This is a genomic window from Saprospiraceae bacterium, assembly GCA_016719615.1.
Lineage (GTDB): Bacteria > Bacteroidota > Bacteroidia > Chitinophagales > Saprospiraceae > Vicinibacter.
The window spans coordinates 247638-271316 of sequence record JADJYQ010000001.1 but is presented as its reverse complement, the minus strand read 5'-3'; the positions used below and the strand labels follow the sequence as shown (position 1 = coordinate 271316).

Sequence of the window (23679 nt, the reverse complement as noted above, 5' to 3'; positions counted from 1 at the left end):
AACTCCAACTCCCTCTTATCTTTGCGCCTTAATTTTAAAAAATGATTCATATTATATTGTTTGGACCTCCCGGAAGTGGAAAAGGTACACAAGCAGAAAATCTCATTGTAAAATATGGTTTGGCCCATATTTCAACCGGTGATCTTTTTAGAAGTGAAACATCGCAAAAAACAGAACTGGGTCTAAAAGCACTGGAATACATGAGCAAAGGACAATTGGTACCTGACGAAGTCACCATTGCTATGCTTAAAAGAAAAGTGGAATCCATGCCTGATGTCAAAGGAGTTATTTATGATGGCTTTCCCAGAACATCTGCACAGGCTGATGCACTCGATGAAATGTTATGTGAAAAAGGAGAAGAAATCAGTGTATTACTGGCATTAGAAGTTCCTGAGGACGAAATCGTGAAACGACTGCTCCATAGAGGGCTCACTTCTGGCAGACCAGATGACAGCAACGAGGAGGTCATACGCAAGAGAATCCAGGTCTATTATCAGGAAACCGCGATTGTGTATGAACACTATGCCCATTTTGAAAAGTCACATAAAATTCATGGAGTCGGAAGTATCCATGAAATTTTTAGTAGATTGTGTGCAATGGTCGATCCACTCATTTAATTATAATCATAAATGGCCGAACAAAATTTTGTCGATTATGTAAAAATACTCTTTCGTTCCGGGAAAGGTGGTGCAGGTTTTGTCCATTTCTTTCGCAGCAAACATAATCCGAAAGGAGGACCTGACGGTGGAAATGGTGGAAGAGGCGGCCATGTAATTTTAAAGGGGAATTCACAACTTTGGACTTTGCTCCATTTAAAATACCGGAAACATATTTATGCGGTGCCCGGAGAAAACGGAGGTGAAAATAACAGAACCGGCGCTGAAGGAGAAGATATGATTATTGAAGTTCCTCTGGGTACCGTTGCCATTGACGCTGAAACAGGAAACAAGGAAGTTGAAATCACTGAACACGGTGAAGAACAAATTTTAATGCCCGGAGGGAGAGGCGGCATGGGCAATACTTTTTTCAAGTCTCCTACTCACCAGGCACCTGATTATGCACAACCCGGCGAGGAAGGCCAGGAAGGATGGAAAATTCTCGAATTAAAAATTTTAGCAGACGTAGGATTGGTTGGATTTCCAAATGCTGGAAAATCCACCTTGCTTTCAGTGCTTTCTGCTGCTAAACCCAAAATAGCTGATTACGCTTTTACTACCCTGGTACCTAATCTGGGAATTGTAGCTTACCGAGAAGGGAAATCCTTTGTAATGGCTGATATTCCTGGAATTATCGAAGATGCACACTTAGGCAAGGGACTTGGTTTACGATTTATACGACATATCGAACGAAATAGTGTTTTATTGTTTATGATTCCCTGTGATCGTGAAAATATACAGAAGGACTACAGCATTCTACTGAATGAATTAGAGCAATACAGTCCCGAACTCCTAGATAAACCGCGCTTACTTGCCATCACCAAAATGGATATCGTAGAACCGGAATGGCAAGACCTCATTAAAAAAGATTTACCTTCAGATCTACCCGTGGTTTTCATTTCCTCAGTTCAGCAAAAAGGTCTTGAGGAATTAAAGGATATGTTATGGACACAGTTAAATAGGTAATTCTCATCGGATTTTTGATATCATCCAATCTCCGGCTCTGTTTCTTAAAAACTGCAATTGTTAAAGCTAACACCTAGCTTATTCAGCTATAGTTTTCAATTTAGCAATGGTAGATCCAGGTGTTTTATTCCGGTTGATTTGGTCAGGTGCTAATAGTGTTGTAAATATTGAAACAATATCACCCATGCCGGTGGTTATAAATAAAAAGCTACTTATCAAGAAATCTAAATCGTACTGTACTATTTAAGTTTACAATTTAAAATTGATCTAAAACCAATGTTTACTTGAAAAACTATTTGAAGTTTTTAAATGCAGTTATTCATACTAACGTACGTTAGTTAGTTTTTAATTGGAATCCGTAAAAGTAAATTACAATTCACTTCCAGATGCGGGCTCTTTTTCCTGCTTTTTGACTTCCAGTTCATCCAAAGCTTTTTGGGTTTTATCCCAAAATTCTGAGAAAATAGGTTTGGTTTTATCCCAGATCCATCTTGATTTTTCGGGAAAAGATTCCAGGATCGCGTAAGATTTAGAATCATTTTTGGTGGAAGCATCGATTAATTTGACTTTATTCAGAAACCAGATCACTGAACTATAAAGCGTCAGGGCTATAAAAGTGCTCAATAAACCACCAATGATCTTATTGATAAAGTTGATTTGTGCCGTTTCCAGGACTTTTTCCAGGCCTCTTCCTATCATTCTAACACCTAGCATGACCATTAAAAAAGTCAGGAGGAATCCGAGGATGATCGAAAAACGCGTATCCATGCCAAACAATTGCTCTATCAAACCGATCAGCAGAAAAGAGAATTTGAGTGTTACAAGCACCGCCAATACAATACTGATGATGCCAAAAAAGGATTTAATGATACCTTTGGAATAGCCCAGGTAAAAACTCAGGCCTATGAGGATGGCAAAAGTTATATCAATAAACATAAAAATTTGATTAAAGAGCCGAAAGTTAAGCCGATTTTAACTAAATTGCTACATAAATGCTAGATTTGTAAGGTTTTTTATGTTAAAATATTTTATCATATATCTTTTGCTCATACTCCAATCCGGAGTCTACTGTCAATTAAATAAAGATTTGATCGGTCAACAGGAATCTGTACAACTACCTAGGGTTTTTATGATTGGCGAGTACGAAAATCTGTATGAAAAAATGATGGTTAGGTATGATAAGCCTCTTCTTTATATATTCAATGATGACCTTCAACTTGCTTTTGATGCCTGGACTGAAGTTCTATTGGATTTTGAAGACAGTGCTAAAGAGAACGGATTTGATTTGAATGGACTTAAATTATGGATCAATATTTTTTTCAATGAAGATGGAAGTTTACAACATATCGTATATTTTCCAAAGCCCAACTCCAGGCATATGCAATATGATAAATTGAGCAATTTTTTTTATCAATTTAGCAGTAAGTATCGTTTTCGGGATCCTGTATCGACCCGCTGTTCCCATTTTGGAAGCGTTTCTTTTCCAACTTTCGCGAAAAGAAAAAGATGATGAAAATTTTAGCGATGAATGCATAAGAACTTTTGTCCACAAGAAAAAACCAATAAGTCTGCTGTTAAAATCACCTCTCGATTCCCTTTTAAAATCGAAGGCCAAAACATACAATAAAAGCTTGTATGGACTTTTGATTTTACAGATTGGTTAGTGTCAATTCATATTGGAGTTATTTTAAAATAAATCATCCAGCATTTTTGAGGCACTCTACAATAGGGTACGAACGAATGACTTCATCGAAGTTTTGTTTGAGCTTTCCAGATTAAAGTATATTGCTGATATGCACAAGCCCAATATCTGCAATTGGTGAGATTTTAAATGTAGTAATAAAAAAGGGCTCCTTGTGGAAGAGCCCTTAAAAATTACAATATATAATCAAATTGTTTAGATCTTCAATTTGTTGACATTGCGGCCAATGATAGAACCTTGTTCCTGACCTGCTTCCAGACTAAATCTGTAATGAATTCCACCGTAAAGGCAAGATGAAGCAATTTCATCTGCCATTTGTTGGAAAGATTTAAAAGAACGAGGTGTTCCATCAATATCTTTTCTGTTTTCATGTGTGCGATCTGTGAATGCATAATTGTAACCAAAAATTTCACTCATTACTTCTGAACTGGCCATTCCCACTGCAGATGAACTTGAAGAATATTCTGGCGTAGCTTGTGGATCCACCAAGGGTAAAAAATCGCCGTCGATGTTTTCTCTGATATAAGTTTCTGGTCTTAGAATATTGTACTTGTATTTCACTTTCCAGGCAGCAACAGTTGCATCATGTAAGCTGATACACAATTTGGCATAAGCCTTTGCTGTGAAAGCCAGATCGCGGGATTCGTTGCTAAGAATATCGCTCAAAATATTCACCATATGACCCGCAGTTGTTATGGACTGATTTTGGTCATCATTCCAGAATTTGACCATTGTTTCAGAATTTCTATCCAAGTTGCGCACGCGATTTCTTACATCTAATGCATTTGCATAAAATTGAGATCCAGGAGCTGTAGAGAATGCAGGCGGTGTTGGCATATCCATCACATGCTCATGCTGTAGAAAACAACGAACTTCACCCCAATATGGCAATAAGGGTCTTTTGATGTGATTGGATGTAGGAGCCCACAAACCCTGCCCTTGCGGTACACTGTATGCAAGCGGATAATTATTCAGATAAGCTTCATCTTGACCATCAGTCATGGAATAATTGTAGATAGCTTTACCCATCATGGCTCCATACATCAATGATTTTTCGATGACATCCGTCGATAATCCTGCAGACAGTGTCAATTTATTATCATTGTAAAAAGATTCAATGTGTGCATGCGTTTCGGGAGTTACATTTCTGTAAAATTTTCCGAATAAGTAATGCATGCTTTCATTGATTACTAAGGCCCAGCTTACCTGGCCGCCTTCATGAATGACCGGAAGGCTTTGGGATGATAAACCATTCAACTTTCCTTGAAAACTTGGATAGCCATCAATGCCCTGAGCAACGGATTCATACAATCCCAAACCTAAATAGCCAAAAGCTCTGGCTGCTATTGGTGGAGTGTATCCGGGGATCTCCGGGGTAATTCTAGCCGCGAGTCGCATCCATTCAATTGCAATGCTTCCGTTCTCAACGGTAGATTTGTTTACTTCTTCGCTAAAAGTCGTTCTCTCTTCTTTAGTACAGGCAGTTAAAAAAACTACAGCTGCCAACAAGCAGTTTACTAGGGATGCTTTGAAATGTACTAATTGCCTCATGATCTTTAATTTTAAATAGTTTTCAAAATGATCGATATATACTGGCTAAGTCGAAAAGTTCTAACCAGATATAGTGATTGAGGCATTAGACCGGAACCGATCTAAAGTAACAAAGGGAATTAATACGCCACTAAGTTAAGCCGGGTATGATCAGTTCTCCAAATTTTAGAGCATTTATTTTAAAAAATCAGGGTTTACCCTGAGTGTTTATAAACCGCTGAAATTCTAATATATAGATAATTATATGTATAAATATATATCATTCAATAATATACGTCATATTTTGGCTTATATACGTTAAATTATGCTGGATAAGAGCGCAGAGCATGGATTAAAGATTATGGTGCAAGGAGCAAGGATTAAATAGTGTCCTTACCTGAAATAGGTTGACTTTTTTTAAGTTAAATTAAAGATAGTGATGATGATGATAAGTTTTTCTTTTTTGCTTCTTTTTTCTTTTTGTTAATTTCACAAATTTCTGTTGAAAACTCTTTAATTCCTTGATTTATAATCATTTTAGGCCTGTCTTTTTCTGTCAAGTTTTTAACAAGGTTTTCAAAGTTTTTAGGTGTTAACATTCCTAAGCTTTTATGTGGCCTTTGTTCGTTGTACCAGAATTTTATTTTATTACTCATTTGCATGATATTTTTTGAGGTTATTTCATACTCATTCAAATATTCGTTCTTTATTGTTCCTTGTATTCTTTCTACATAGGCATTTTCTTGAGGATTTAGACACATACTTGGATTCATTTTACTTTCTCGAATTAATTCCTTTAATTCTTTACTTTATATTGACTGCCTCTGTCTGAATGAAATATGCAACCTATTATCTCTTCTTTATTTGATGTGGATTTTATTGCATTTTGCAAAGCTATCACTGTATGCCTGGCTGCTAAGCTTTGTGACATATGTAACGCTTTCAATATTCTTGTATACACATCTTCGATGGTTACTCCATAATAGTTGATCTGCCCAGCCTTAAAATAAAAAGATATCAGATTGCCATACCTGGTTAGGACCATTGAGCTGCATTCCTTCGATTAAATTGGGATAGACTTCTGCCTGGCTCCACGTAGTCCTAACTATACTGCGTTTTTTACGCATTTTAAAGCCATTGGCATTCGCTATTTCAATTACCTTATCTCTTCCAACTGGCCATTGATTTTCTTCTTTATAATACATCTTTCTACAACCCATTACTTTATGTATTTTTCGTATTTCGTTTAGTTGATCAACTACTGATTTTATGAACTTGTCTTGTTTTGCATTTTTAATCCGGCTTTTCCAGAGTGCCTGTTTGCTTATTCCGGCCAGTTCACTAATTTCCTTCAGTTTATATCTATGTTTTATTCCTTTGTTGATTCGATACCATTCGAAAGTCTTTTTTTACAGATTGCTTAATATCAATTTTGAATTCTTCATTCGCAATTTCAATCATCTTATTTAAAAACTCAATTTCCATTTGCTTACGACCCAACATAGCTTCAACTTCCTTCAATTTATTCTCCAATTCTTTACTACGATATGCCTCACTTTTATCTTCGACTACCATGCGCTTACTTTGCTTTAAATATAAGCTATATTGGTTAATCCATTTGTATATACTGCCCTGGCTCACTCCTAACTCATTGGATGCTTGAAGAATTGTGCATTTGCCTCGTTCTACATCTCGAACTGTCTTGCGGCGTATCTCTACACTAAAAACACGTTGCACTTTTAGGCTTAATTTTTGCTTATTTTTGGATTCCATTCGGTTGACTTTTGACCAGATTTTGGTCAACCTATTTCAGGCATAGACATAGGAAGTAATTAAAAGAGGAAGAATGGTGAAATCTTGACCCGACTCAGTTTAGGCATTGACAATTGAAACTCTATAATCTAAATCCAAAATCTAGTATCAATAATCCTTCCTTCTATTTGCTCTCAAATCCATCCTCTCAATACTTTTAGCTATCAGCTTATAACTTTAGGACTCAAGGATTGACGTGTATGAAGAACTTAGTGTAGCTCATTTCGGGAGTGGTGTTGGCCAATACCTCAATATCCACAATTTGGGGCCCGGATTTGTCCTTACTGTCATATCGTACTTTTATGATTCCTGATCCACCAGGTTTAATTGGTAATTGTGGCCATTCCAATTGCGTGCATTCGCAGGCTGATATTAATTGTATATCCAAATCTGATCCTCCATCGTTGGTAAAAAGTATTTCCCGGTAAACGATGCCACCTTGTTTTACGGAGCCAAAATGATAATTGCTCGAATCAAATAAAATATGTGCAGAAGATGGAGAAACGACTTGCATGGCTTCTTCTACAACTGAATTTGCGGTGTCTATTGTTTGAGCATCCAGGATCATTGATTTACTTCCAGTACAATCTGTAAAAAGAAAACAAATAGTAATGAAAAACATTATGCTTCTATAGCATTTCCACAAATTTTCGGTTAAATAAATCTTCATAAAAAGGTAGGATATACTTAAAGCGAACTGAACTGGTTTGCCCCTTAGATAAGTCTTCTATTTTCCTTTTCCCTTTTTATTCATAACTTCCTTTCTGACTTCAATAGTCGTCGGACCAGAAAGGATTTTGAATTCAGTGCGACGGTTAAAACGATGTTCTTCTTCCGTACATTCTTCGCCGTTATTGCAATGATTGAGAATTTTTTCTTCTCCATAACCTTTGGCAACTATGCGTTGTGCACTAACTTTTTTAGTCATCAGCCATTTTTTAGCGGAATTGGCTCTGCGTTGGGAAAGTTTCTCATTATAATCATCAATTCCTCTTGAATCGGTGTGCGAACTCAATTCAATCACCATATCTGAATACTTGTCCATTAATTCTTTCAGGTAGGCCAAATCTTTTTCAGCATCAGGTAGTATTTTATCATCATCAAAATCGTAATAGATGCTATTCAATCGGATGGGTTCATTTATCGTTACAATTTCCACATCTGATTCGGGTGGTAACACGCGAAGTACAACTTCCTTTTTTATACTTTGATCTTTTTCGATGCCTACCGTATTTAATTCGAACTCAGCCGGGAAAAAGCCATCTTTACTTACTACGACTTTATAGGATCTGTCTTTATCCAATAGATGTGAAATTTCATTGCCCTGAGAATTTGATTTACTTTGAATTTCTCCATCTTTTCCGGTCTTCATTTCGATCAATTGGGCAGTGGCTCCCTTAATTCCCTTTTTCTTTTCATCCAAAACGATGGTTGTCAAATCGATGACCAGTTTCCGCTTTTCAATAAAGTAAATATCATCGCAACAGGTTTTACTTTTTAATGATTTCGAATCCGGATGTGCCCTGTTTGAAACAATGACAGCGCGGTCTCCGGACGGACTTAATTTATAAAATAAATCATCGACACTAGAATTGACCGGCATTCCCATATTTTCAGGCTTTGTCCAATCTGAACCGGTCCATTTCGATTGAAATACATCGAAACCGCCAATTCCAGGCAAACCGTTGGTACTAAAATATAATGTGCCTTCTTGCATGTAAGGGCTCCATTCATCAGCTTCTGTATTTAATCCTGCAATATTCACAGGTGCGCTGTATTCCGCTTCGCCGATTTTGTTTGCATAATATAGATCAAAACCACCCTTGCCTCCGGGAATATTCGCTGAAAAAAACAAAACCCTGCTACCATAAAGTTCACCTTCTACGGGGTGTCTTGCCAGAAAATCTCCATTCACCCCTTTTACTTCAATGGCAGGACTCCAGGTGGTAGCTGTTTTTGATGAAGCATAAATTTTACTTTCTTCCATAAAACCACCTTCCGACACGGCTCTCGTAAAAAACATAGTTTGACCGTCTTTTGAAAAACTCACATTCGCACTATGATATCCATTGCGATTAATGAGTTCAGGAAGTATTTCTGCTTTTTGCCAACCTTTTCCTTCAGAAAACGAAGCATTGTAGATTTTCATAAATGCTGCGGGATCGTCTTCTGAACCGGGAGCATCTTCTTTAGCTGGCTCATCCTCGCCTTCTTTGCCAGACTTCTTCTTATCATCCTTTTTCTTATCGTCTTTTTTGGATTTTTTTTCATCTTTTGCGTCCAGTGATCCAAAGTATAAAATTCCTTCGCGATCAATGGCCGGTCCATTTTGAGATTCCGGTGTATTTATATTTTTGCCAGCATTTTTAACTTCAATGCCGACATTCTCTTTCAATTGAGCTCTAAGTTCGATACCTTCCAATTCAATTTGTGCTTGTTTTTTTAAAGCATCATCAGATCCGGTTTCGAGATATTTTTTAAATTCTTCAGCTGCTTCTGTATAAGCTTCATTCATTTTTAATGCGACACCATAATCAAATCTATAGGCATTGTATTTATTTGCGCGATCCCTTGACAACACCCTTCCAAACCATATAGAAGCTTTGTTATAATCTCTTAACAATAAATGAGCCTTTGCGATTTTTACGGCAATATCGCGTTCTTTAAATTCCTTATAGGCTTTCTCATATTGCTCAAGCGCCCTGTAATACTGACCTTTCTCAATTTGCTCATCTCCGGAGCGCACTAAAGCATCCGGAGTATTTCCGGTAGCCGGCTGGGCATGTAAAGCCATTAAAGAAATTGTCAAGGCTATAAAAGAAAAAATCCATTTAGAATTCATAAAACTCAATTTTCCTGATTAAGAATAAATCTTTAGCATACAGATTTTAGAAGAATATGATTAAAAACGAGGGCAAAATACTTTTGGTTTAGGGTTTGGCTTTTTAATGATCGCACCTGTGTAGCTTATCCCGATTTCAAGGGCACCAAAACCAGCAGGATCTTTGGCATCTTTTAAATCGCCAATAGTTTGATCGTATCCGATTTGTGCTTTGATTTTTCCATAATCCATCCCGGCCATAATTTGTATTGCATCTCCAAATCGATAACCCAAACCCGCATTTAAGCGAACTTTTTTCTCCACATTAAATAGGTAGCTGACCATGCATTGCCCAATGGTTTCCTTATTTTTTTCCAAACTTCTGAAATAAACAGTTGGAATGAAATCAATTTTCTCGTTATAATGATATTGTAAAGAACCATGAACATTGAGTAACATTCCTAATTTATCTCCGCCAGATCCCAATACACTCACCGTTGGTTTATTCAGGTGATTTAATGCAAATCCCATTTTTAAGGAATGTTTTTTAACACTCAAGGGTGTGGTCAAGACCAAGCCCGCAGAAAGATCATTGTAACTTCCTTTTCCCTGTTGTAATTTTTGCAAATCTTGTGAACTTCCACTTCCGGTTTGAAGTTGATCGTAAAAAATTGCTTTTTCAGGATTTTTAGTGCTAAAACTAATACTCCCAAATTGAGCACCCAGAGCTAAATCACCCCCTCCAAGAGCGAAATGGTAAGCACCAGAAGCTAAAAATCCACCTTTACCAATATTGATATCTCCCGAACGGTCGTCAAACAAACTTACCCCCAATGAAGTCCAGTCCTTTTTTCGAAAAGCAAATCCAAAATTTACATCTATTGTAATGTAGGGCGTTTTAAAATCTGCGGTAAAGCCACTCGGAGATACAGATTGATCTCTATAGAGTCCGCTGATCCTGTAAGTTCCATTAAAGTTTCCGGTTTGGCCCGGATTCATCAATACAGGTGTAAATTCAAATTGGGTAAAATGTAGATCCTGAGCATTGGCTTTAAAAGCGATACACAGACCCAGACTTATAAAAAACAGACAAAATGAAAATTTCATGCAAAAAATCTTTAAAGCCGAAAGATACAGAAACTATATGCTCATTCAATAAAAAGCTTGCTCCAGCTCATATTTTTAACGTTTCCTCATCTCCTTTTGCAACATTTGATAAATCGTCCAGTCGTCTGGAAGGTCTATATCCCACAGTGTTCTTAGGAAGCTTGTTTTGAGTCCTAGTTTTCCGGCAATTTGCAGGCTTGTTTTTAATACCTCAGACTTACTCCAGGGAACACCGTCAAATAATTCACGATAGGGATGTCTCAAAGCCAATAAATAATAACCGCCATCGCCAGCAGGGCCAATGACCAGATCTCTTGATTCCAATTTTTTTTCAGCTTCCAGGAAATCATTTAATTGAAGATAAGGACAATCACTTCCAATAATTATGGCTTTTGGATGCCTGTCCAAAACGTTGCTGAATGCTTGATACATTCGATCTCCCAACTCTTCTCCTGATTGCACATTTTTATTATAAATGGATGGATCCCAATCATCTGTTGGTGAGATACCATCACTGTAATATAAGTATTTTGGCCCTTCAAATTCATCACATACGGCTCTTGTTATTCGCTGAAGTTCAAAATAAATTTCGAGCGCTTTTACATCGCCCCAAACACTTCCAATTCTGGTTTTAACTTTTCCCGGAATGGAATTTTTGATAAAAATAATTAAGGCAGTCTGAGTAGAAAAAGTGTCCAAACCAATTGATAATTAACGAAGTCTGTCCATCGATCTCACTAATGCTTCGTCTTTTCTAATAGAACGCGTAGCAAGCCAACACATGAAAAGCCCGATGCCGGATAACCATAACCCAATTCCCGGTTCAAATTGGTTGATCTTACCGGCTTTTTGGATCATGTAAAAGGAACTCCTACCCCCATGATCATTTGAATCAAACTGGAGACTGCTACGAGTAAAATCTGCATGACGCGTTCTTTATATAAAACAGATATCAAAACGAGAATTCCTGAAACACCCGAACCCATCAGAACAACAAAACTCTCGCCACTCCAAAATACCTTATCTGCAAACACCCCTAAACCTTCTGATGGAGTGCTTGCAAGCACTAAAGCTGGCATCCATTGGGCTAAAAAACAGCCGGCTGCCAATAATAACCATATCGTTTGTATGCGTTGTATCATAATAGATTTTGGGTCGAAAATACCTATTCCTGATGAATCCATCCTGATTCAGGTATTTTATTCGAGTATTTTTGCGGAATGCATACGCTGAGTTTTTGGGAACGGAAAGCATATTTTGAAAATGTGGATGTAACCATTGTTGGGGGAGGCTTGGTAGGTCTTTCTACGGGAATTTCCCTACTTGAAAAAAACCAAAACCTCAGGGTCCTGATCCTGGAAAGGCATTCCATACCTCATGGCGCAAGTACTAAAAATGCAGGCTTTGCATGCTTTGGAAGTCCCAGCGAATTACTAGATGATCTCAAAGGCAGACCCGCTTCCGAAGTTTTTAGTTTGTTCTCGCAAAGGTATCGCGGCATTCAAAAACTGATTGAAAGAACAAACAAATCTCAAATTGATTACCATCCAGATGGAGGTTATGAGCTGCTGTTAAAAAACACTGAATTCGAATCCATTTCTCAAGAAACTTTGGATATTCTTAATTCAGGAATTGAAAATGTCACCGGACTCAAAGATTATTTCTATTTCAGAGACGATCTGGTGGAAAAATTCGGACTAAAAGGCTTTGAAGGAATTATTTGCAACGCCTATGAAGCAAGTATAGATCCGGTAAAAACATTAAACTGTCTTCATGAAATTTATCGTTCAATGGGCGGCCACATTTTGTATGGAATGAATGTCAAAAAGTGGAATGAATCTGAACAACTTGTTGAAATCCAACTTGCCGAAGGTGTTGACTTTTATTGCAGGCAAATGATATTTTGTGTCAATGGATTTGCAAAACAATATTTTTCTGAATTAGCTGTTCAAGCAGCAAGAAATTCCGTGTTGATCTTAAAACCTTCCAAACCTTTACTTCTAAAGGGTTGTTTTCATGTAGACAGAGGATATATTTATTTTCGCAACATTGATGGAAATTTATTGATTGGAGGTGGGAGAAATTGGGATCCGGAAAAAGAATACACTACCGAATTTCAAATCAATCCGCTTATTGAAAGCCAATTATTGCAGTTTGCGGAAAATCATATATTTCAAAATACAAATTATATATACATTCAAAATTGGACAGGCATCATGGGTTTAGGTTCCGTTAAAAGTCCCATCATAAAAATGATCTCCGATCACATCGGAGTAGCAGTTCGTTTGGGAGGCATGGGAGTTGCATTGGCAAGTTTGGTTGGTGAAGAAGCCGCAATAATGCTGCTGGAACCAAAAAATCCGCTCAAATGATAAATAGGATTAAGTTTTTCAAACCTTCTTTTTTTACTTACATCCTGTTGCTTTTTGGTGTAATTGTAAATGCACAACAAAAAGATTCCATTTCTTCACGCGTGCAGGTCATTCATGCAGATGTATTGCGTTTCGAAAGGATTGGAGGCCGAGAATTACAATATTTATCGAAGGATGTTTTGGTTAGGCATCGTGCAAGTTATTTGTTATGCGATTCTGCAATCATCGACTCCAATAAAGTCACGGCGATGGGACATGTCCGCATTTTGGAAGGAGACAGTCTGCAATTATATGCCGATAGCCTGTTTTACGATGGAGATCAGCGGATGGCAAATCTCAAAGGAAAAGTTGTACTCAAACACAAAGATCAGCAGCTTTTCACAGAATCCATGCAATATGATTTAAATACTAGAATTTCAAAATATTTGCAGGGCGGTGTTATGTTTTCGGAACAAGCCAAACTTAGAAGCAGCAGAGGATATTATGATGCAAAAACGGGTGAAGCTTTTTTCAAAGATAGTGTTGTCGTTTTATTAAAAGATAGCATGAGTTTAATTGCAGATACTTTGTTATATCAAACCCGTGAGCGCAAAGTTATTTTTATTGGACCAAGCTTGATAAAACAGGATTCTTTAAAGATTTATACCGACGAAGGATATTACCTGATCGAAGAACAAAAATCATACTTTGGAAATTCTCCAAGATATACCAGAGGATCTCAAAAAGCAGATGCAAAAATTATTTATCACGATGCATTGCGTAAAAAAATTACTTTGGTTGGGCATGCAAGTATCAAAGACGATCAACAAGAAGCTAAAGCCGATAGTATTGTTTTTAATGAATCCAATGGTGACGTGTTGCTTTTTGGAAATGCTTATTACCAGGAAGGAGAGCGCATCCTCGAAGGACAAAATATTGAATACAACAGATTCAGCAAATCGCTTCAGGTGCAAGGGAATCCCCGGGTTTTAGAAGCAGGACGGATGATTCAATCGGCGAGATTAAAATACGATGGCAAAACTGATATTGGAACAGCCAGCGGAGCTGTAGTAGTAACTGACACCACTGAAGGATACACCATTGTAAGTGATTCATTCAGTTACAGTAAAACGAAAAAATGTTTTCCGCTATTGGTTGGAACCGGAGACCTTATCTCGTCATATTGTTTGACGGAGATTCATTATATCTCGCAGCAGACAGTCTTTTTTCAGAAAATATCAAACAAGAAAATGATAGCTTTCAAACGATAAAAGCCTGGGGCCATGTCAAAATCTGGCATATACATTTACGTGGTAAATGCGATTCATTGTATTTTTCAGGTAAAGATTCTTCTTTCTATTTATTCGAGAATCCTGTGATGTGGTCTGACAGTTCTCAAATGACCGGTGATACCATTAGAATGGTCCTGAAGGACAAATCCTTAAAAGATTTTTTTCTGTCGCCAAATGGCTTTATCATCAATCGAGAACATGAAATTATAGACCAACAGATAAAGGGCCGATTTATTCAAGGACATTTTGAAGATCAAAAAATAAAACATATGTTGGTGGAAGGAAATGCAGAATCCGTATATTTTCTACAAGATGGAGATAAGGGTTATATGGGTACTAACTTTATTCAATGCAGCAGGATGAAATTTAATTTTACATCCGATAAAAAAATTGATTACATCGATTTTTTTATAAAACCTCAAGGTCAGATCTTACCACTAAGTGAAGGTCGGAAAAAGTTTTTGGAAGGGCATCATCCAAGATATGATGAAAAGCCTGAATCTCTGGATGATATCTTAAAATGGAATAAAGAATGAAAGGATATTTTACTTTCCCATTATTGCTCTTCTTCTTTACTCAAGTAATTGCAGAAGATGCAAAACAATATTATAATGCCGGCAAATTTGATGAGGCATTGTTTGCGCTTTCGAAACTGGAAAATGAAGGTAACAAGGGATCTGAATTATACTTTAATAAGGCCATGTGCCATTACAAACTTTCTGAATACCCCTCAGCAATACTTTATTTTGAAAAGGCACTGAAGTGGGACCCTAACTGCGAATCATGTTTGCAAATGTTATCTGTTTCGCAAAAAAAAACAGGATTAGAATTATATGCGCTGCCTGAAAATAAAGTCATAGGCATATACTTTTCGGTATTAAATCAGTGGCCAACATTAATTTGGTTTATGGCAGCGCTGTTGCTGATCAGTTTTACTTTGTACCTGAATTATTATTGGCAAAGAGCTGATAGGTATTTGAAATTTCCATATTTCATAAATGCTTTGTTGGTCGTCGCGGTAATAAGTTTATTAATGGCGGCACACAGAGAGTACCTTTTTCTGAAATCGGACCAATTTATTTTGATGATGCCTGTTGCTCTTAAAAAATCTCCTGATGAAAAAAGTCCAGATATTCAGCAACTTCTAGCCGGGATGAAACTTAAAAAGACCCTCCAATTGGGAACATGGATCAAAGTTGAAACGACAGAATTCGATTCAGGCTGGGTACCTGCAGATAAACTTGCAGCTATAAGCCTTTAAGAATTTGAAATAGGAATTTTTTAAAATGGATTAAAGAACCTCTACTACGGTTCTATCCTGACGTGTTTTCTTAAAAGTAACCACACCAGGTTTTAAGGCAAACAAGGTAAAATCTTTACCGATGCCCACGTTTTGCCCCGGATGAAAACGGGTACCTCTCTGACGCACAATAATATTGCCTGCAATGGCTTGCTGACCGCCAAATAATTTGACACCTAAACGTTTACTATTACTGTCGCGACCGTTACTGGTACTACCTTCCCCTTTTTTATGTGCCATGGCTTAAATTTTTAAAAAATCAGGATTTTATAGATTCAATTTCGATTTGTGTAAAACTCTGGCGATGTCCGTTTTTCTTCTCGTATCCTTTTCTCTTCTTCTTTTTGTAAACGATTTGTTTATCGCCCTTTACGTGGTCTAAAACTTTAGCTGAAACACTAGCGCCCTCCACAACAGGAGTCCCAACAGTTGTTTGGTCGCCATTAATGATCATCAATACCTGGTCTAAATTAACTTGAGCGCCACGGTCTGCTTCGAGCCTGTGGACAAATAACTTCTGGCCCGAGCTGCACTTGAATTGTTGTCCTGCGATGTTCACTACTGCGATCATATACCTAGAGGTCTTTAAAATTGGACTGCAAAAATAGATATTTTCAGATAAATGGAGTAAAAAATATGGATAAAATAGCCAAATGATTAATACATTAAAATAATATATATTTGTATAATACTTATAATGAGTATATTAAAATTAAAATTTTGAAATTTTATCCATAAAAATTCTTCTTTTTTCAGGTTGATGATGAATCAATTTTAATGGTGATTCTGTCGACGGCTCATGTTTAGAAAGATTGACTTTGACATTACAAATCATAATTACTGAAATTCAATTAGATATACAATAGAGTATTTTCTAATTTAAAAATAATTGGCTAATAATTTTTTTTAATCTGTGTAAATCAAATAACTTGTTGCAATCTAATTTGAAAACCATAAAACAAAAGGTATGAGCCAGGATCCCAAGCACATCAGGAATGTCGTTTTGCTGGGCCACTCCCATAGTGGAAAAACCAGCCTGATCGAAAGTATGTTGTATGAAGCAAAAGCCATTACCCGTAGGGGAACGGTAGAAGCGGGTAATACCGTTTCTGATTTTTCAGATATTGAACAGGAGCGAAAATCCAGTTTGTTCAGCAAGCTCATGCATGTGAGCTGGAAAGAATCAAAAATCAATATTATTGATACACCGGGCTCAGACGATTTCGTAGGTGAAATACTCTCTTCTATGAAGGTGGCGGATTTGGGCTTGATGGTTATCAACTCAGCTCATGGGGTTGAAGTTGGCACCGAGCTCATCTGGGAATATGCTGATAAATTTCATTTACCCATGATGTTTGTAATGAATCAATGCGATCACGAAAAATCGGATTATGACGCATCTCTGGAGCAAGCTCGCGAGAGGTTCGGGCATAAACTCATACCTTTTCAGTTTCCGGTCAACACCGGAAGCTCTTTTCGGACCATTGTAGATGCCTTAAGAATGGTCCTGTATGAATTTGCTGCAGATGGGGGCAAACCTGTTAAAAAACCTATACCCGATGAATATATGGCCAAAGCCAAAGAACTACACAATGCAATCGTTGAAGCTGCGGCAGAAAATGATGATACCCTGATGGATCATTATTTTGCAACGGGCACTCTGGAAGAATCGGAGTTAGCCGATGGTTTGCGAAAAGGTATTGCTGCCAGGAGTTTGTTTCCTGTTTTTTGTGCAAGTGCTACAAAGAACATGGGAAGCGGTCGTATCATGGGTTTCATCAATGATGTGTGTCCATCACCGGCAGATCGCCCACCTGCCAGACTTACCAATGGAGAATTGCCTGCCAAATTAAGTGGGCCACCTGTTTTATTTATTTATAAAACGATGAGTGAAGCTAAAGTTGGAAAAGTATCCTACTTTAAAGTATTCAGTGGTAAAATAAAAACTGGAGATGAGTTGGTGAATAACTCGAACCGAAATTCCGAAAGACTCAATCAGATTTTTGTTTCAAACGGAAAAACGCGGGAAGCCGTTTCTGAATTGGTTGCAGGAGATCTGGGCGTCATCGTAAAATTGAGAGATAGCCACACCAACAATACGCTAAGCATCAAAGGTAATGATGTACAGATAGAGCCGATTCCATTTCCGGAACCCAGAATCAGGGCTGCCATATCAACCGAGAATAAAAACGATCTTGAAAAATTGATTAAAGCCATACACGAATTGCAGGAAGAAGATCCTACATTGGTCCTTGAGCAATCACAACGTTTAAAGCAAAATATCCTTCATGGTCAAGGTCAGCTGCATCTCGATTTGCTGAAATACCGCATAGAGAAATTACACAGTCTGCATATTGATTTCTTGAAGCCCAGAATCCCATATCTCGAAACGATTACGAAAGCCTCCGATACGAGTTATCGACATAAAAAACAATCGGGTGGCGCCGGACAATTTGCAGAAGTACATATGCGAGTGGAACCCTGGCACGAAGGCATTGGAGATCCATCTGGCCTTAACGTGCGGAACCGGGAAACTGAAGAATTGCCCTGGGGCGGAAAACTGGCGTTTTACTGGTGTATCGTTGGAGGTGCTATTGATACCAAGTTTTCGTCCGCTATTAAAAAAGGGATTATGAATAAAATGATCGAAGGGCCCCTTACAGGTTCTTATTGTACAGACATCAGAGTTTCTGTTTTTGATGGAAAAATGCACCCGGTCGACAGTAATGATATGGCCTTTCAGATAGCCGGAACTATGGCTTTTAAAGATTCGTTCCACACTGCTGCCCCTCAAATACTGGAACCCGTTTATGAACTTGAAATTCTCTGCCAGGATGAAGCTATGGGCGACATAATGGGCGACCTTCAAACCAGAAGAGCCATCATTCTCGGTATGGACTCCGAGGGCCATTACAAAAAAATAAAAGCAAAAGTCCCCTTATCTGAAATGCATAATTACTCCTCAAGTCTACGGTCAATGACCCAGGGAAAAGCAAAGTTCAAATTACATTTCAATGAATACGCACCTGTAAGTCCTGACATCCAACAACGGTTGATCAGCGAATATAAAGCGATCCATAAAGAAGCGGAGGAGTAAGGATAGGCTAAAGGCTGAAGATTAAAGAGTAAAGGAGGAAGAATGCTATAAGCTAAGTGCTTATTGCTATAATGTGTTTAATAATTTAACATCAATTATGATCAGATTAACCCTGTACTGAGTAGAGTCTTTGACTCTTCCTGTTGAGCGGAGTCTGCGTCTTGACTCGACTGCCGGGACTTGCCCGCCGCAAGTGGGAAACTGAGTTTTCCTACCTGGAGGTGAATAGAAAACAAGATCTGGAATCGATATAGAGTACCGGACGAAAGGTGAAAAGGTCAAAGGCTGAAGTGGATGTCTATATTCAAAGATACTTACAAACGTTTGTTAGTATTTTTTGCATGAAAGCCAATAATGAACAACGAAATGAAGAATTAAGAGATTTAAAAGATTTAAAAAAACAGCGAATTGCAGCTAACCTCATCCCCAATTTCTGCCTTTTACATTTCCCCTTTAGGCTTTATCCAACTTCCTCATAAACTTCCTAAACCGGATCACTTGTTCGAAATTTAAATGATCGCTGATCCTGAATCTGTATTCATCGGGAAGTTTATTTGCGTAATTCGATACTGGATTCATTTTAAAAGCCATCAACTGCCAGAATACCATCATTTCAAATTTTTTAGTAATTTCAGGAATCTTTGAAATACTTATAATTGTTTGGCATAACTCATCCGACCAAAAATGCCGGTGATGTAGAGACGCTTTGTAAAATGCTTCCATATCCGTTTGACCATTCAGGGTTTCCAGCCATTCTATACAACAGGCATTGTAAGAAAGAAAATCCATACCCTGTGTAAGTTTCTCCATTGGAAATTCTTCAGTCAAGCATTTGTTTTTGATCAGCCATTTAAAATATTGATTTCTGAGTTTAGATTTGGGATATCCTTGGAAAGAATCCAGAAATGCAGATTCCATCTGCTGTTGTTGAATGTATTCAAAAAAATAAGATTCAATACCCAGTTCTGAAATCATATCGGGGTTCATTGCTGCTATGACTAACTCCGGAGCCCATTGAAACTTACGACCGTTAGTTTGTTGAAATTGAAAGGACAGCAGATCATTTTTGTTTTTTGAATTTTGAAGCTGTTCTTTATTGATTTCGTAAAAGTCCTTGTGATGTAACAAACAGTAACGAACGAAAAAGATCTGCAATATTTGGGATTTTCCTTTGGAAAGAAAATCTGATAGAATCTGGTTTTCTTCTACCCCGTTTTTGAGAATTTGCCCCAAGAAATTTTTCTTGTCATCCTCATGCATTTTCGAAAAATGAGCGATTATGTATTGAAGTGCCGTTTCCGGATCCTGAAGGCATAAAAGACTAAATGCAAATTTGCGCTGCGCACGCTGTTTGAAAGATAAAGGGTCCTGCCATTTGCGATGATCGAACAAAGCAAATTCATCAAAGTGCTTTGCCAATTGAAAACCTCTGGGACCTATTGCTGGAACCAAATGAACCGCTAAATCCGGATGCTTCGAAAAATACCTCATCATGGGCGTTAATATGTTGGCGGGCAGCACTTTTTTGTCTTTCGCTAGTAGAAGTGCCCATTCGATGATGAATTCGGGAAATCCCACTTCCAGAGCTTCCTCAACCATTTTTTGAATATCTGGAAAAACCCATTGGAATTCCTGCGACAATATGTAGTCTGTTTCAATAGTGTTAACAGCAGCCCCTTTTGCTAACAATCCGGCTGAAATGATGGCATCTGACAAATCTTTCAATGCATTGTCAGGACAGCCTTCCATAAGTTTCTGACGGAGCCCGTCAAAAAGTTCAATCAAATGAGCTGATAAATGACTTGTCAAGGCTTTGTCAATGTTTTTGATTCTAGGCAAAGATGTACATATATTTGCGCGACTTTTAAAAACTTATAGAAAAAAATCAGTATGGCAAATCTGGGTCGCGTATCGCAAATCATTGGTCCTGTGGTGGATGTGAGCTTTTCAGCGGAAGGTTCTTATCTTCCTGAAATTTACAATGCGCTCTGTATTAAAAGACAGGGAAAGGAAGATCTCATTCTCGAAGTTCAACAACATCTTGGAGAAGACAGTGTTAGGGCTATTGCCATGGATTCCACTGATGGGCTTACCAGAGGGGCGGAAGTCATCGACCTGGCAGAAACAATATCTATGCCCGTTGGAGAAGATATCAAAGGAAGATTGTTCAATGTGGTCGGACAGAGTATAGACGGTTTGAAAACTGTTGAGAAAAAACACGCTTATTCTATTCATAAAAAACCACCAACATACGAGGACCTTTCTACAGAAACGGAAGTATTGTTTACTGGAATAAAGGTTATTGACTTGATCGAACCTTACTCAAAAGGTGGAAAAATCGGGCTCTTTGGTGGTGCTGGTGTAGGTAAAACCGTATTGATCCAGGAGTTGATCAACAACATCGCAAAAGGATATGGCGGATTGTCAGTATTTGCAGGTGTAGGCGAACGTACGCGCGAAGGAAATGACCTTTTGAGAGAAATGATCGAAGCTGGGATTATAAAATATGGCGATGACTTTAAACACAGCATGGAAAAAGGAGGCTGGGATTTAAGTAAAGTTGATATGGAAGGCCTTAAAGATTCTAAAGCTACATTTATTTTTGGACAGATGAATGAACCTCCCGGCGCGCGTGCGCGCGTAGCTTTGTCCGGATTAACGGTTGCTGAATATTTCCGCGACGGGGATATGAATGATCCGGCAGGAGGAAAAGACATTTTGTTCTTTATCGATAATATTTTCCGTTTTACACAAGCGGGTTCTGAGGTGTCAGCCCTTTTGGGTCGGATGCCTTCTGCGGTTGGTTACCAGCCTACACTCGCTTCTGAAATGGGACTGATGCAGGAAAGAATCACCTCGACCAAAAGAGGTTCTATTACATCAGTACAAGCAGTTTACGTACCTGCCGATGACTTAACTGACCCTGCACCAGCGACTACTTTCGCCCACCTGGATGCTACGACGGTATTAAGTCGTAAAATTGCAGCTTTGGGGATTTATCCTGCGGTTGACCCTCTTGACTCTACTTCCCGAATTCTGGATCCTTTGGTGATCGGAGAACTGCATTATAATACAGCTCAACGCGTCAAAGGGATACTCCAGCGCTATAATGAATTGTTAGATATCATTGCCATCCTGGGGATGGAGGAACTTTCGGAAGAAGATAAATTGGTCGTTCACCGTGCTCGACGTGTTCAACGATTCTTGTCACAACCTTTCCACGTTGCCGAACAGTTTACTGGTTTAAAGGGAGTATTTGTACCCATTGAAGAAACCATTCGCGGATTTAACATGATCATGGATGGCGAAGTGGACGAATATCCGGAAGCGGCGTTCAATCTGGTGGGAACCATAGATGACGCCATAGAAAAAGGTAAGAAATTGCTCGCTGAAGCCAATTCATAAAAATGAAAGTTTATATACTCACACCGACCAGCCAGCTTTTTGAAGGGGAAGCCCGGGCTGTGAAAGTACCCGGCACAACGGGACAATTTGAAATTTTGGAAAAACACGCACCCATTGTATCTTCGTTAGGCAAAGGCACGGTCCATGTCACAGATATAAAAGGTGAAAAACATCAATTCCTGATCACCAAAGGATTCGTAGAAGTTTTACAGAACGAGGTGAATGTCCTCGTTCGACAATCATAAATTCCTAACCCGGGTCCCCCATTGGGACCAGAAATTCATTGAAACGGAGCCTCGATTTTTCATCGGGGCTTTTTTAATCACGGATTGCACGGATTAAACAGATTAAGAGGATTAAGAGAAGTTCAATTGGGCAGCTTAACCGTTTTGTAAGCAAATCCTATTGTAATGGGAGTAAGTAGTAATTATCACGGATTACACGGTTTGAGAGATGTTAGATTCGGCTGGGCAGTTGTATAGCATACAAATTTGTTATTCCGGGAAACAGCCATAGCAATTTTACTACCGTTAAGATCTTTTCAACTTGTATTTATTGTTTCAAAAGCTTATATTTGAAGGGTCAAGTACAACGTTTATTCATTATGTACAAAAGTCAAAAGCACCGATTTCTATTTTTTACAGGAGGTTTACTAGTTGGAAGCTTGTTTGTTTGGTTGTTGATTTCATCATCTGAAATTCCATTCAACAACCGATACGATCCTCTGCCACAAACGATTCATGCGGTAAAATTGGCTTCGAACTATGATTTCGCCGGAGAGCCCATCCCGATGGATTATTTTGATGTTACTGAACGCCTGGAACGAGAATTACTGATTAATACTTATTACCATAGTTCCACTTTATTGCATATCAAATTAGCGCTGCGGTTTTTCCCTTTGTTTGAGCGCATTTTAAAGGACGAAGGCATTCCACAAGATTTAAAGTATTTGGCCGTAGCGGAGAGTTCTTTGCGCAATGCGGTGTCATCTGCCGGAGCAAAAGGCATCTGGCAATTTCGAGAAGAAGCCGCAAAGGAACTAAACCTCGAAGTCAATACCTATGTCGATGAACGAAATGATCCCGAACGAGCAACCCGCGCAGCTTGCCAGTATTTGAAAAAACTCAAAGAGCGATTTGGCAAGTGGACTTTAGCAGCTGCAGCCTATAATATGGGCCCAACAGCACTCACCAGGGCAATTTCCGAACAAAAAGAAGACAATTATTACGATATGAATCTCAGTGACGAGACCAATCGCTATATTTTCCGGATCGTGGCCATTAAAGAGATTATGAAAAATCCGGATAAGTTTGGATTTTACCTGCACAAGAATGAAATGTATTCGCCACTTGATAATTTTACACTGGTGAGTCATGCAGAAGGGATTCCGAGTTTGGCAGATTTTGCACACGAACATCAGATTACCTACAGGCAATTAAAATTATTTAATCCCTGGTTATTGAAGAGTGAATTGCCTAATCCCACCCAAAAGGAGTATCATTTTAAAATCCCAAAATAAGCTCAGTTTCGTTCCCATTCTTTGGATTTGGGATTGCCTATGTCATTTTATTCAAATTTTAGACGCTTGTAGTTTTTAGAAGATTGCAGGACCTATAAGCTAACTGAAGTCATGACGAGCT

At 38.3% G+C, this 23679-nt stretch carries 25 protein-coding genes; 11 read left to right on the top strand and 14 right to left on the bottom strand.

The genetic code is table 11. The annotated features are described in order from the left end of the window. The first annotated feature begins 41 nt into the window (after positions 1 to 41). Both IPM92_01155 and obgE read left to right on the top strand, forming a co-directional pair. Positions 42 to 617: an adenylate kinase gene (locus IPM92_01155; GenBank protein MBK9107007.1), complete on the top strand. Its 576-nt coding sequence runs from the start codon at positions 42 to 44 to the stop codon at positions 615 to 617. A 12-nt stretch (positions 618 to 629) separates the two neighbouring features. Continuing rightward, entirely contained in the window at positions 630 to 1622 is a 993-nt protein-coding gene (obgE, locus tag IPM92_01150) for a GTPase ObgE (GenBank protein MBK9107006.1), read from the top strand. A 369-nt stretch (positions 1623 to 1991) separates the two neighbouring features. Here obgE and IPM92_01145 read toward each other — a convergent pair whose 3' ends face one another. Next, positions 1992 to 2558 carry a CvpA family protein gene (locus tag IPM92_01145; protein MBK9107005.1) on the bottom strand — a complete coding sequence of 189 codons (567 nt, stop codon included), beginning with the start codon at positions 2556 to 2558 and terminating at the stop codon, positions 1992 to 1994. Between the two features lie 79 nt (positions 2559 to 2637). Here IPM92_01145 and IPM92_01140 point away from each other — a divergent pair, with 79 nt between their 5' ends. After that, the gene (locus tag IPM92_01140; protein ID MBK9107004.1) at positions 2638 to 3132 is read left to right on the top strand and encodes a hypothetical protein; all 495 of its coding nucleotides are present in this window, start codon (positions 2638 to 2640) and stop codon (positions 3130 to 3132) included. Between the two features lie 387 nt (positions 3133 to 3519). On the opposite strand, the gene IPM92_01135 is transcribed toward IPM92_01140, so the two are convergent. From IPM92_01135 to IPM92_01090, 10 genes are all read right to left on the bottom strand, one after another. Further along, positions 3520 to 4875, bottom strand: a complete 1356-nt coding sequence (locus tag IPM92_01135) for a vanadium-dependent haloperoxidase (protein ID MBK9107003.1) — start codon at positions 4873 to 4875, stop codon at positions 3520 to 3522. A 401-nt stretch (positions 4876 to 5276) separates the two neighbouring features. Beyond that, positions 5277 to 5627 carry a transposase gene (locus tag IPM92_01130; protein ID MBK9107002.1) on the bottom strand — a complete coding sequence of 117 codons (351 nt, stop codon included), beginning with the start codon at positions 5625 to 5627 and terminating at the stop codon, positions 5277 to 5279. 228 nt (positions 5628 to 5855) lie between these two features. After that, positions 5856 to 6074 carry a hypothetical protein gene (locus tag IPM92_01125; protein MBK9107001.1) on the bottom strand — a complete coding sequence of 73 codons (219 nt, stop codon included), beginning with the start codon at positions 6072 to 6074 and terminating at the stop codon, positions 5856 to 5858. Positions 6075 to 6216: 142 nt separating this feature from the next. Beyond that, a complete protein-coding gene (locus tag IPM92_01120) occupies positions 6217 to 6627 on the bottom strand; it encodes a transposase (protein MBK9107000.1) in 411 nt (136 codons plus the stop codon). Between the two features lie 223 nt (positions 6628 to 6850). Next, positions 6851 to 7288: a DUF1573 domain-containing protein gene (locus tag IPM92_01115; GenBank protein ID MBK9106999.1), complete on the bottom strand. Its 438-nt coding sequence runs from the start codon at positions 7286 to 7288 to the stop codon at positions 6851 to 6853. A 105-nt stretch (positions 7289 to 7393) separates the two neighbouring features. Beyond that, on the bottom strand, positions 7394 to 9508 hold the full coding sequence (locus IPM92_01110) for an OmpA family protein (GenBank protein MBK9106998.1): 2115 nt from the start codon (positions 9506 to 9508) through the stop codon (positions 7394 to 7396). A gap of 60 nt (positions 9509 to 9568) precedes the next feature. Beyond that, entirely contained in the window at positions 9569 to 10594 is a 1026-nt protein-coding gene (locus IPM92_01105; protein MBK9106997.1) for a PorP/SprF family type IX secretion system membrane protein, read from the bottom strand. A 75-nt stretch (positions 10595 to 10669) separates the two neighbouring features. Then, complete coding sequence (locus IPM92_01100; GenBank protein MBK9106996.1) at positions 10670 to 11293, bottom strand: TIGR04282 family arsenosugar biosynthesis glycosyltransferase; 624 nt, start codon at positions 11291 to 11293, stop codon at positions 10670 to 10672. A gap of 12 nt (positions 11294 to 11305) precedes the next feature. Further along, a complete protein-coding gene (locus IPM92_01095; GenBank protein ID MBK9106995.1) occupies positions 11306 to 11452 on the bottom strand; it encodes a DUF4293 family protein in 147 nt (48 codons plus the stop codon). Next, positions 11449 to 11736 carry a DUF4293 family protein gene (locus IPM92_01090; GenBank protein MBK9106994.1) on the bottom strand — a complete coding sequence of 96 codons (288 nt, stop codon included), beginning with the start codon at positions 11734 to 11736 and terminating at the stop codon, positions 11449 to 11451. The genes IPM92_01095 and IPM92_01090 overlap by 4 nt, the downstream gene beginning before the upstream one ends. Positions 11737 to 11814: 78 nt before the next feature. Between IPM92_01090 and IPM92_01085 the strand changes: the two genes are divergently transcribed. The 4 genes from IPM92_01085 to IPM92_01070 are packed head-to-tail and all read left to right on the top strand — an operon-like array spanning position 11815 to position 15498. Further along, positions 11815 to 12966, top strand: a complete 1152-nt coding sequence (locus IPM92_01085; GenBank protein MBK9106993.1) for an FAD-binding oxidoreductase — start codon at positions 11815 to 11817, stop codon at positions 12964 to 12966. Next, entirely contained in the window at positions 12963 to 14216 is a 1254-nt protein-coding gene (locus tag IPM92_01080; GenBank protein ID MBK9106992.1) for a hypothetical protein, read from the top strand. Before IPM92_01085 ends, IPM92_01080 begins: the two co-directional genes overlap by 4 nt. A gap of 56 nt (positions 14217 to 14272) precedes the next feature. Continuing rightward, the gene (locus tag IPM92_01075) at positions 14273 to 14773 is read left to right on the top strand and encodes a hypothetical protein (GenBank protein MBK9106991.1); all 501 of its coding nucleotides are present in this window, start codon (positions 14273 to 14275) and stop codon (positions 14771 to 14773) included. Continuing rightward, positions 14770 to 15498 (top strand): tetratricopeptide repeat protein, encoded by a 729-nt coding sequence (locus IPM92_01070; protein MBK9106990.1) that lies wholly within the window; start codon positions 14770 to 14772, stop codon positions 15496 to 15498. Before IPM92_01075 ends, IPM92_01070 begins: the two co-directional genes overlap by 4 nt. Before the next feature lie 30 nt (positions 15499 to 15528). Here the strand turns inward: IPM92_01070 and rpmA are convergent, their stop codons facing one another. Continuing rightward, positions 15529 to 15777, bottom strand: a complete 249-nt coding sequence (gene rpmA, locus IPM92_01065) for a 50S ribosomal protein L27 (GenBank protein MBK9106989.1) — start codon at positions 15775 to 15777, stop codon at positions 15529 to 15531. A 19-nt stretch (positions 15778 to 15796) separates the two neighbouring features. Further along, the gene (gene rplU / locus IPM92_01060; protein ID MBK9106988.1) at positions 15797 to 16108 is read right to left on the bottom strand and encodes a 50S ribosomal protein L21; all 312 of its coding nucleotides are present in this window, start codon (positions 16106 to 16108) and stop codon (positions 15797 to 15799) included. A gap of 396 nt (positions 16109 to 16504) precedes the next feature. Between rplU and IPM92_01055 the strand changes: the two genes are divergently transcribed. After that, complete coding sequence (locus IPM92_01055; protein ID MBK9106987.1) at positions 16505 to 18634, top strand: elongation factor G; 2130 nt, start codon at positions 16505 to 16507, stop codon at positions 18632 to 18634. A gap of 453 nt (positions 18635 to 19087) precedes the next feature. On the opposite strand, the gene IPM92_01050 is transcribed toward IPM92_01055, so the two are convergent. Further along, positions 19088 to 20473, bottom strand: coding sequence for a hypothetical protein (locus IPM92_01050; protein ID MBK9106986.1), 1386 nt, complete (start codon positions 20471 to 20473; stop codon positions 19088 to 19090). Between the two features lie 51 nt (positions 20474 to 20524). Here IPM92_01050 and IPM92_01045 point away from each other — a divergent pair, with 51 nt between their 5' ends. The 3 genes from IPM92_01045 to IPM92_01035 all read left to right on the top strand — a co-directional run bounded on the left by IPM92_01045 (position 20525) and on the right by IPM92_01035 (position 23558). After that, positions 20525 to 22039: a F0F1 ATP synthase subunit beta gene (locus tag IPM92_01045; GenBank protein MBK9106985.1), complete on the top strand. Its 1515-nt coding sequence runs from the start codon at positions 20525 to 20527 to the stop codon at positions 22037 to 22039. A 2-nt stretch (positions 22040 to 22041) separates the two neighbouring features. After that, entirely contained in the window at positions 22042 to 22284 is a 243-nt protein-coding gene (atpC, locus tag IPM92_01040; GenBank protein MBK9106984.1) for an ATP synthase F1 subunit epsilon, read from the top strand. 329 nt (positions 22285 to 22613) lie between these two features. Beyond that, the gene (locus IPM92_01035; GenBank protein MBK9106983.1) at positions 22614 to 23558 is read left to right on the top strand and encodes a lytic transglycosylase domain-containing protein; all 945 of its coding nucleotides are present in this window, start codon (positions 22614 to 22616) and stop codon (positions 23556 to 23558) included. Positions 23559 to 23679 lie beyond the last annotated feature (121 nt).

What these genes read in the sequence shown, in the direction of transcription:
- IPM92_01090 (MBK9106994.1), bottom strand. Translation starts at nt 11,736, where the DNA reads ATGATACAACGCATACAAACGATATGGTTATTATTGGCAGCCGGCTGT.
- IPM92_01110 (MBK9106998.1), bottom strand. Translation starts at nt 9,508, where the DNA reads ATGAATTCTAAATGGATTTTTTCTTTTATAGCCTTGACAATTTCTTTA.
- rplU (MBK9106988.1), bottom strand. Translation starts at nt 16,108, where the DNA reads ATGATCGCAGTAGTGAACATCGCAGGACAACAATTCAAGTGCAGCTCG.
- IPM92_01120 (MBK9107000.1), bottom strand. Translation starts at nt 6,627, where the DNA reads ATGGAATCCAAAAATAAGCAAAAATTAAGCCTAAAAGTGCAACGTGTT.
- IPM92_01130 (MBK9107002.1), bottom strand. Translation starts at nt 5,627, where the DNA reads ATGAATCCAAGTATGTGTCTAAATCCTCAAGAAAATGCCTATGTAGAA.
- IPM92_01045 (MBK9106985.1), top strand. Translation starts at nt 20,525, where the DNA reads ATGGCAAATCTGGGTCGCGTATCGCAAATCATTGGTCCTGTGGTGGAT.
- IPM92_01080 (MBK9106992.1), top strand. Translation starts at nt 12,963, where the DNA reads ATGATAAATAGGATTAAGTTTTTCAAACCTTCTTTTTTTACTTACATC.
- IPM92_01070 (MBK9106990.1), top strand. Translation starts at nt 14,770, where the DNA reads ATGAAAGGATATTTTACTTTCCCATTATTGCTCTTCTTCTTTACTCAA.
- IPM92_01125 (MBK9107001.1), bottom strand. Translation starts at nt 6,074, where the DNA reads ATGGGTTGTAGAAAGATGTATTATAAAGAAGAAAATCAATGGCCAGTT.
- IPM92_01105 (MBK9106997.1), bottom strand. Translation starts at nt 10,594, where the DNA reads ATGAAATTTTCATTTTGTCTGTTTTTTATAAGTCTGGGTCTGTGTATC.
- IPM92_01085 (MBK9106993.1), top strand. Translation starts at nt 11,815, where the DNA reads ATGCATACGCTGAGTTTTTGGGAACGGAAAGCATATTTTGAAAATGTG.
- obgE (MBK9107006.1), top strand. Translation starts at nt 630, where the DNA reads ATGGCCGAACAAAATTTTGTCGATTATGTAAAAATACTCTTTCGTTCC.
- IPM92_01115 (MBK9106999.1), bottom strand. Translation starts at nt 7,288, where the DNA reads ATGTTTTTCATTACTATTTGTTTTCTTTTTACAGATTGTACTGGAAGT.
- IPM92_01135 (MBK9107003.1), bottom strand. Translation starts at nt 4,875, where the DNA reads ATGAGGCAATTAGTACATTTCAAAGCATCCCTAGTAAACTGCTTGTTG.
- IPM92_01055 (MBK9106987.1), top strand. Translation starts at nt 16,505, where the DNA reads ATGAGCCAGGATCCCAAGCACATCAGGAATGTCGTTTTGCTGGGCCAC.
- atpC (MBK9106984.1), top strand. Translation starts at nt 22,042, where the DNA reads ATGAAAGTTTATATACTCACACCGACCAGCCAGCTTTTTGAAGGGGAA.
- IPM92_01140 (MBK9107004.1), top strand. Translation starts at nt 2,638, where the DNA reads ATGTTAAAATATTTTATCATATATCTTTTGCTCATACTCCAATCCGGA.
- IPM92_01155 (MBK9107007.1), top strand. Translation starts at nt 42, where the DNA reads ATGATTCATATTATATTGTTTGGACCTCCCGGAAGTGGAAAAGGTACA.
- IPM92_01145 (MBK9107005.1), bottom strand. Translation starts at nt 2,558, where the DNA reads ATGTTTATTGATATAACTTTTGCCATCCTCATAGGCCTGAGTTTTTAC.
- rpmA (MBK9106989.1), bottom strand. Translation starts at nt 15,777, where the DNA reads ATGGCACATAAAAAAGGGGAAGGTAGTACCAGTAACGGTCGCGACAGT.
- IPM92_01095 (MBK9106995.1), bottom strand. Translation starts at nt 11,452, where the DNA reads ATGATCCAAAAAGCCGGTAAGATCAACCAATTTGAACCGGGAATTGGG.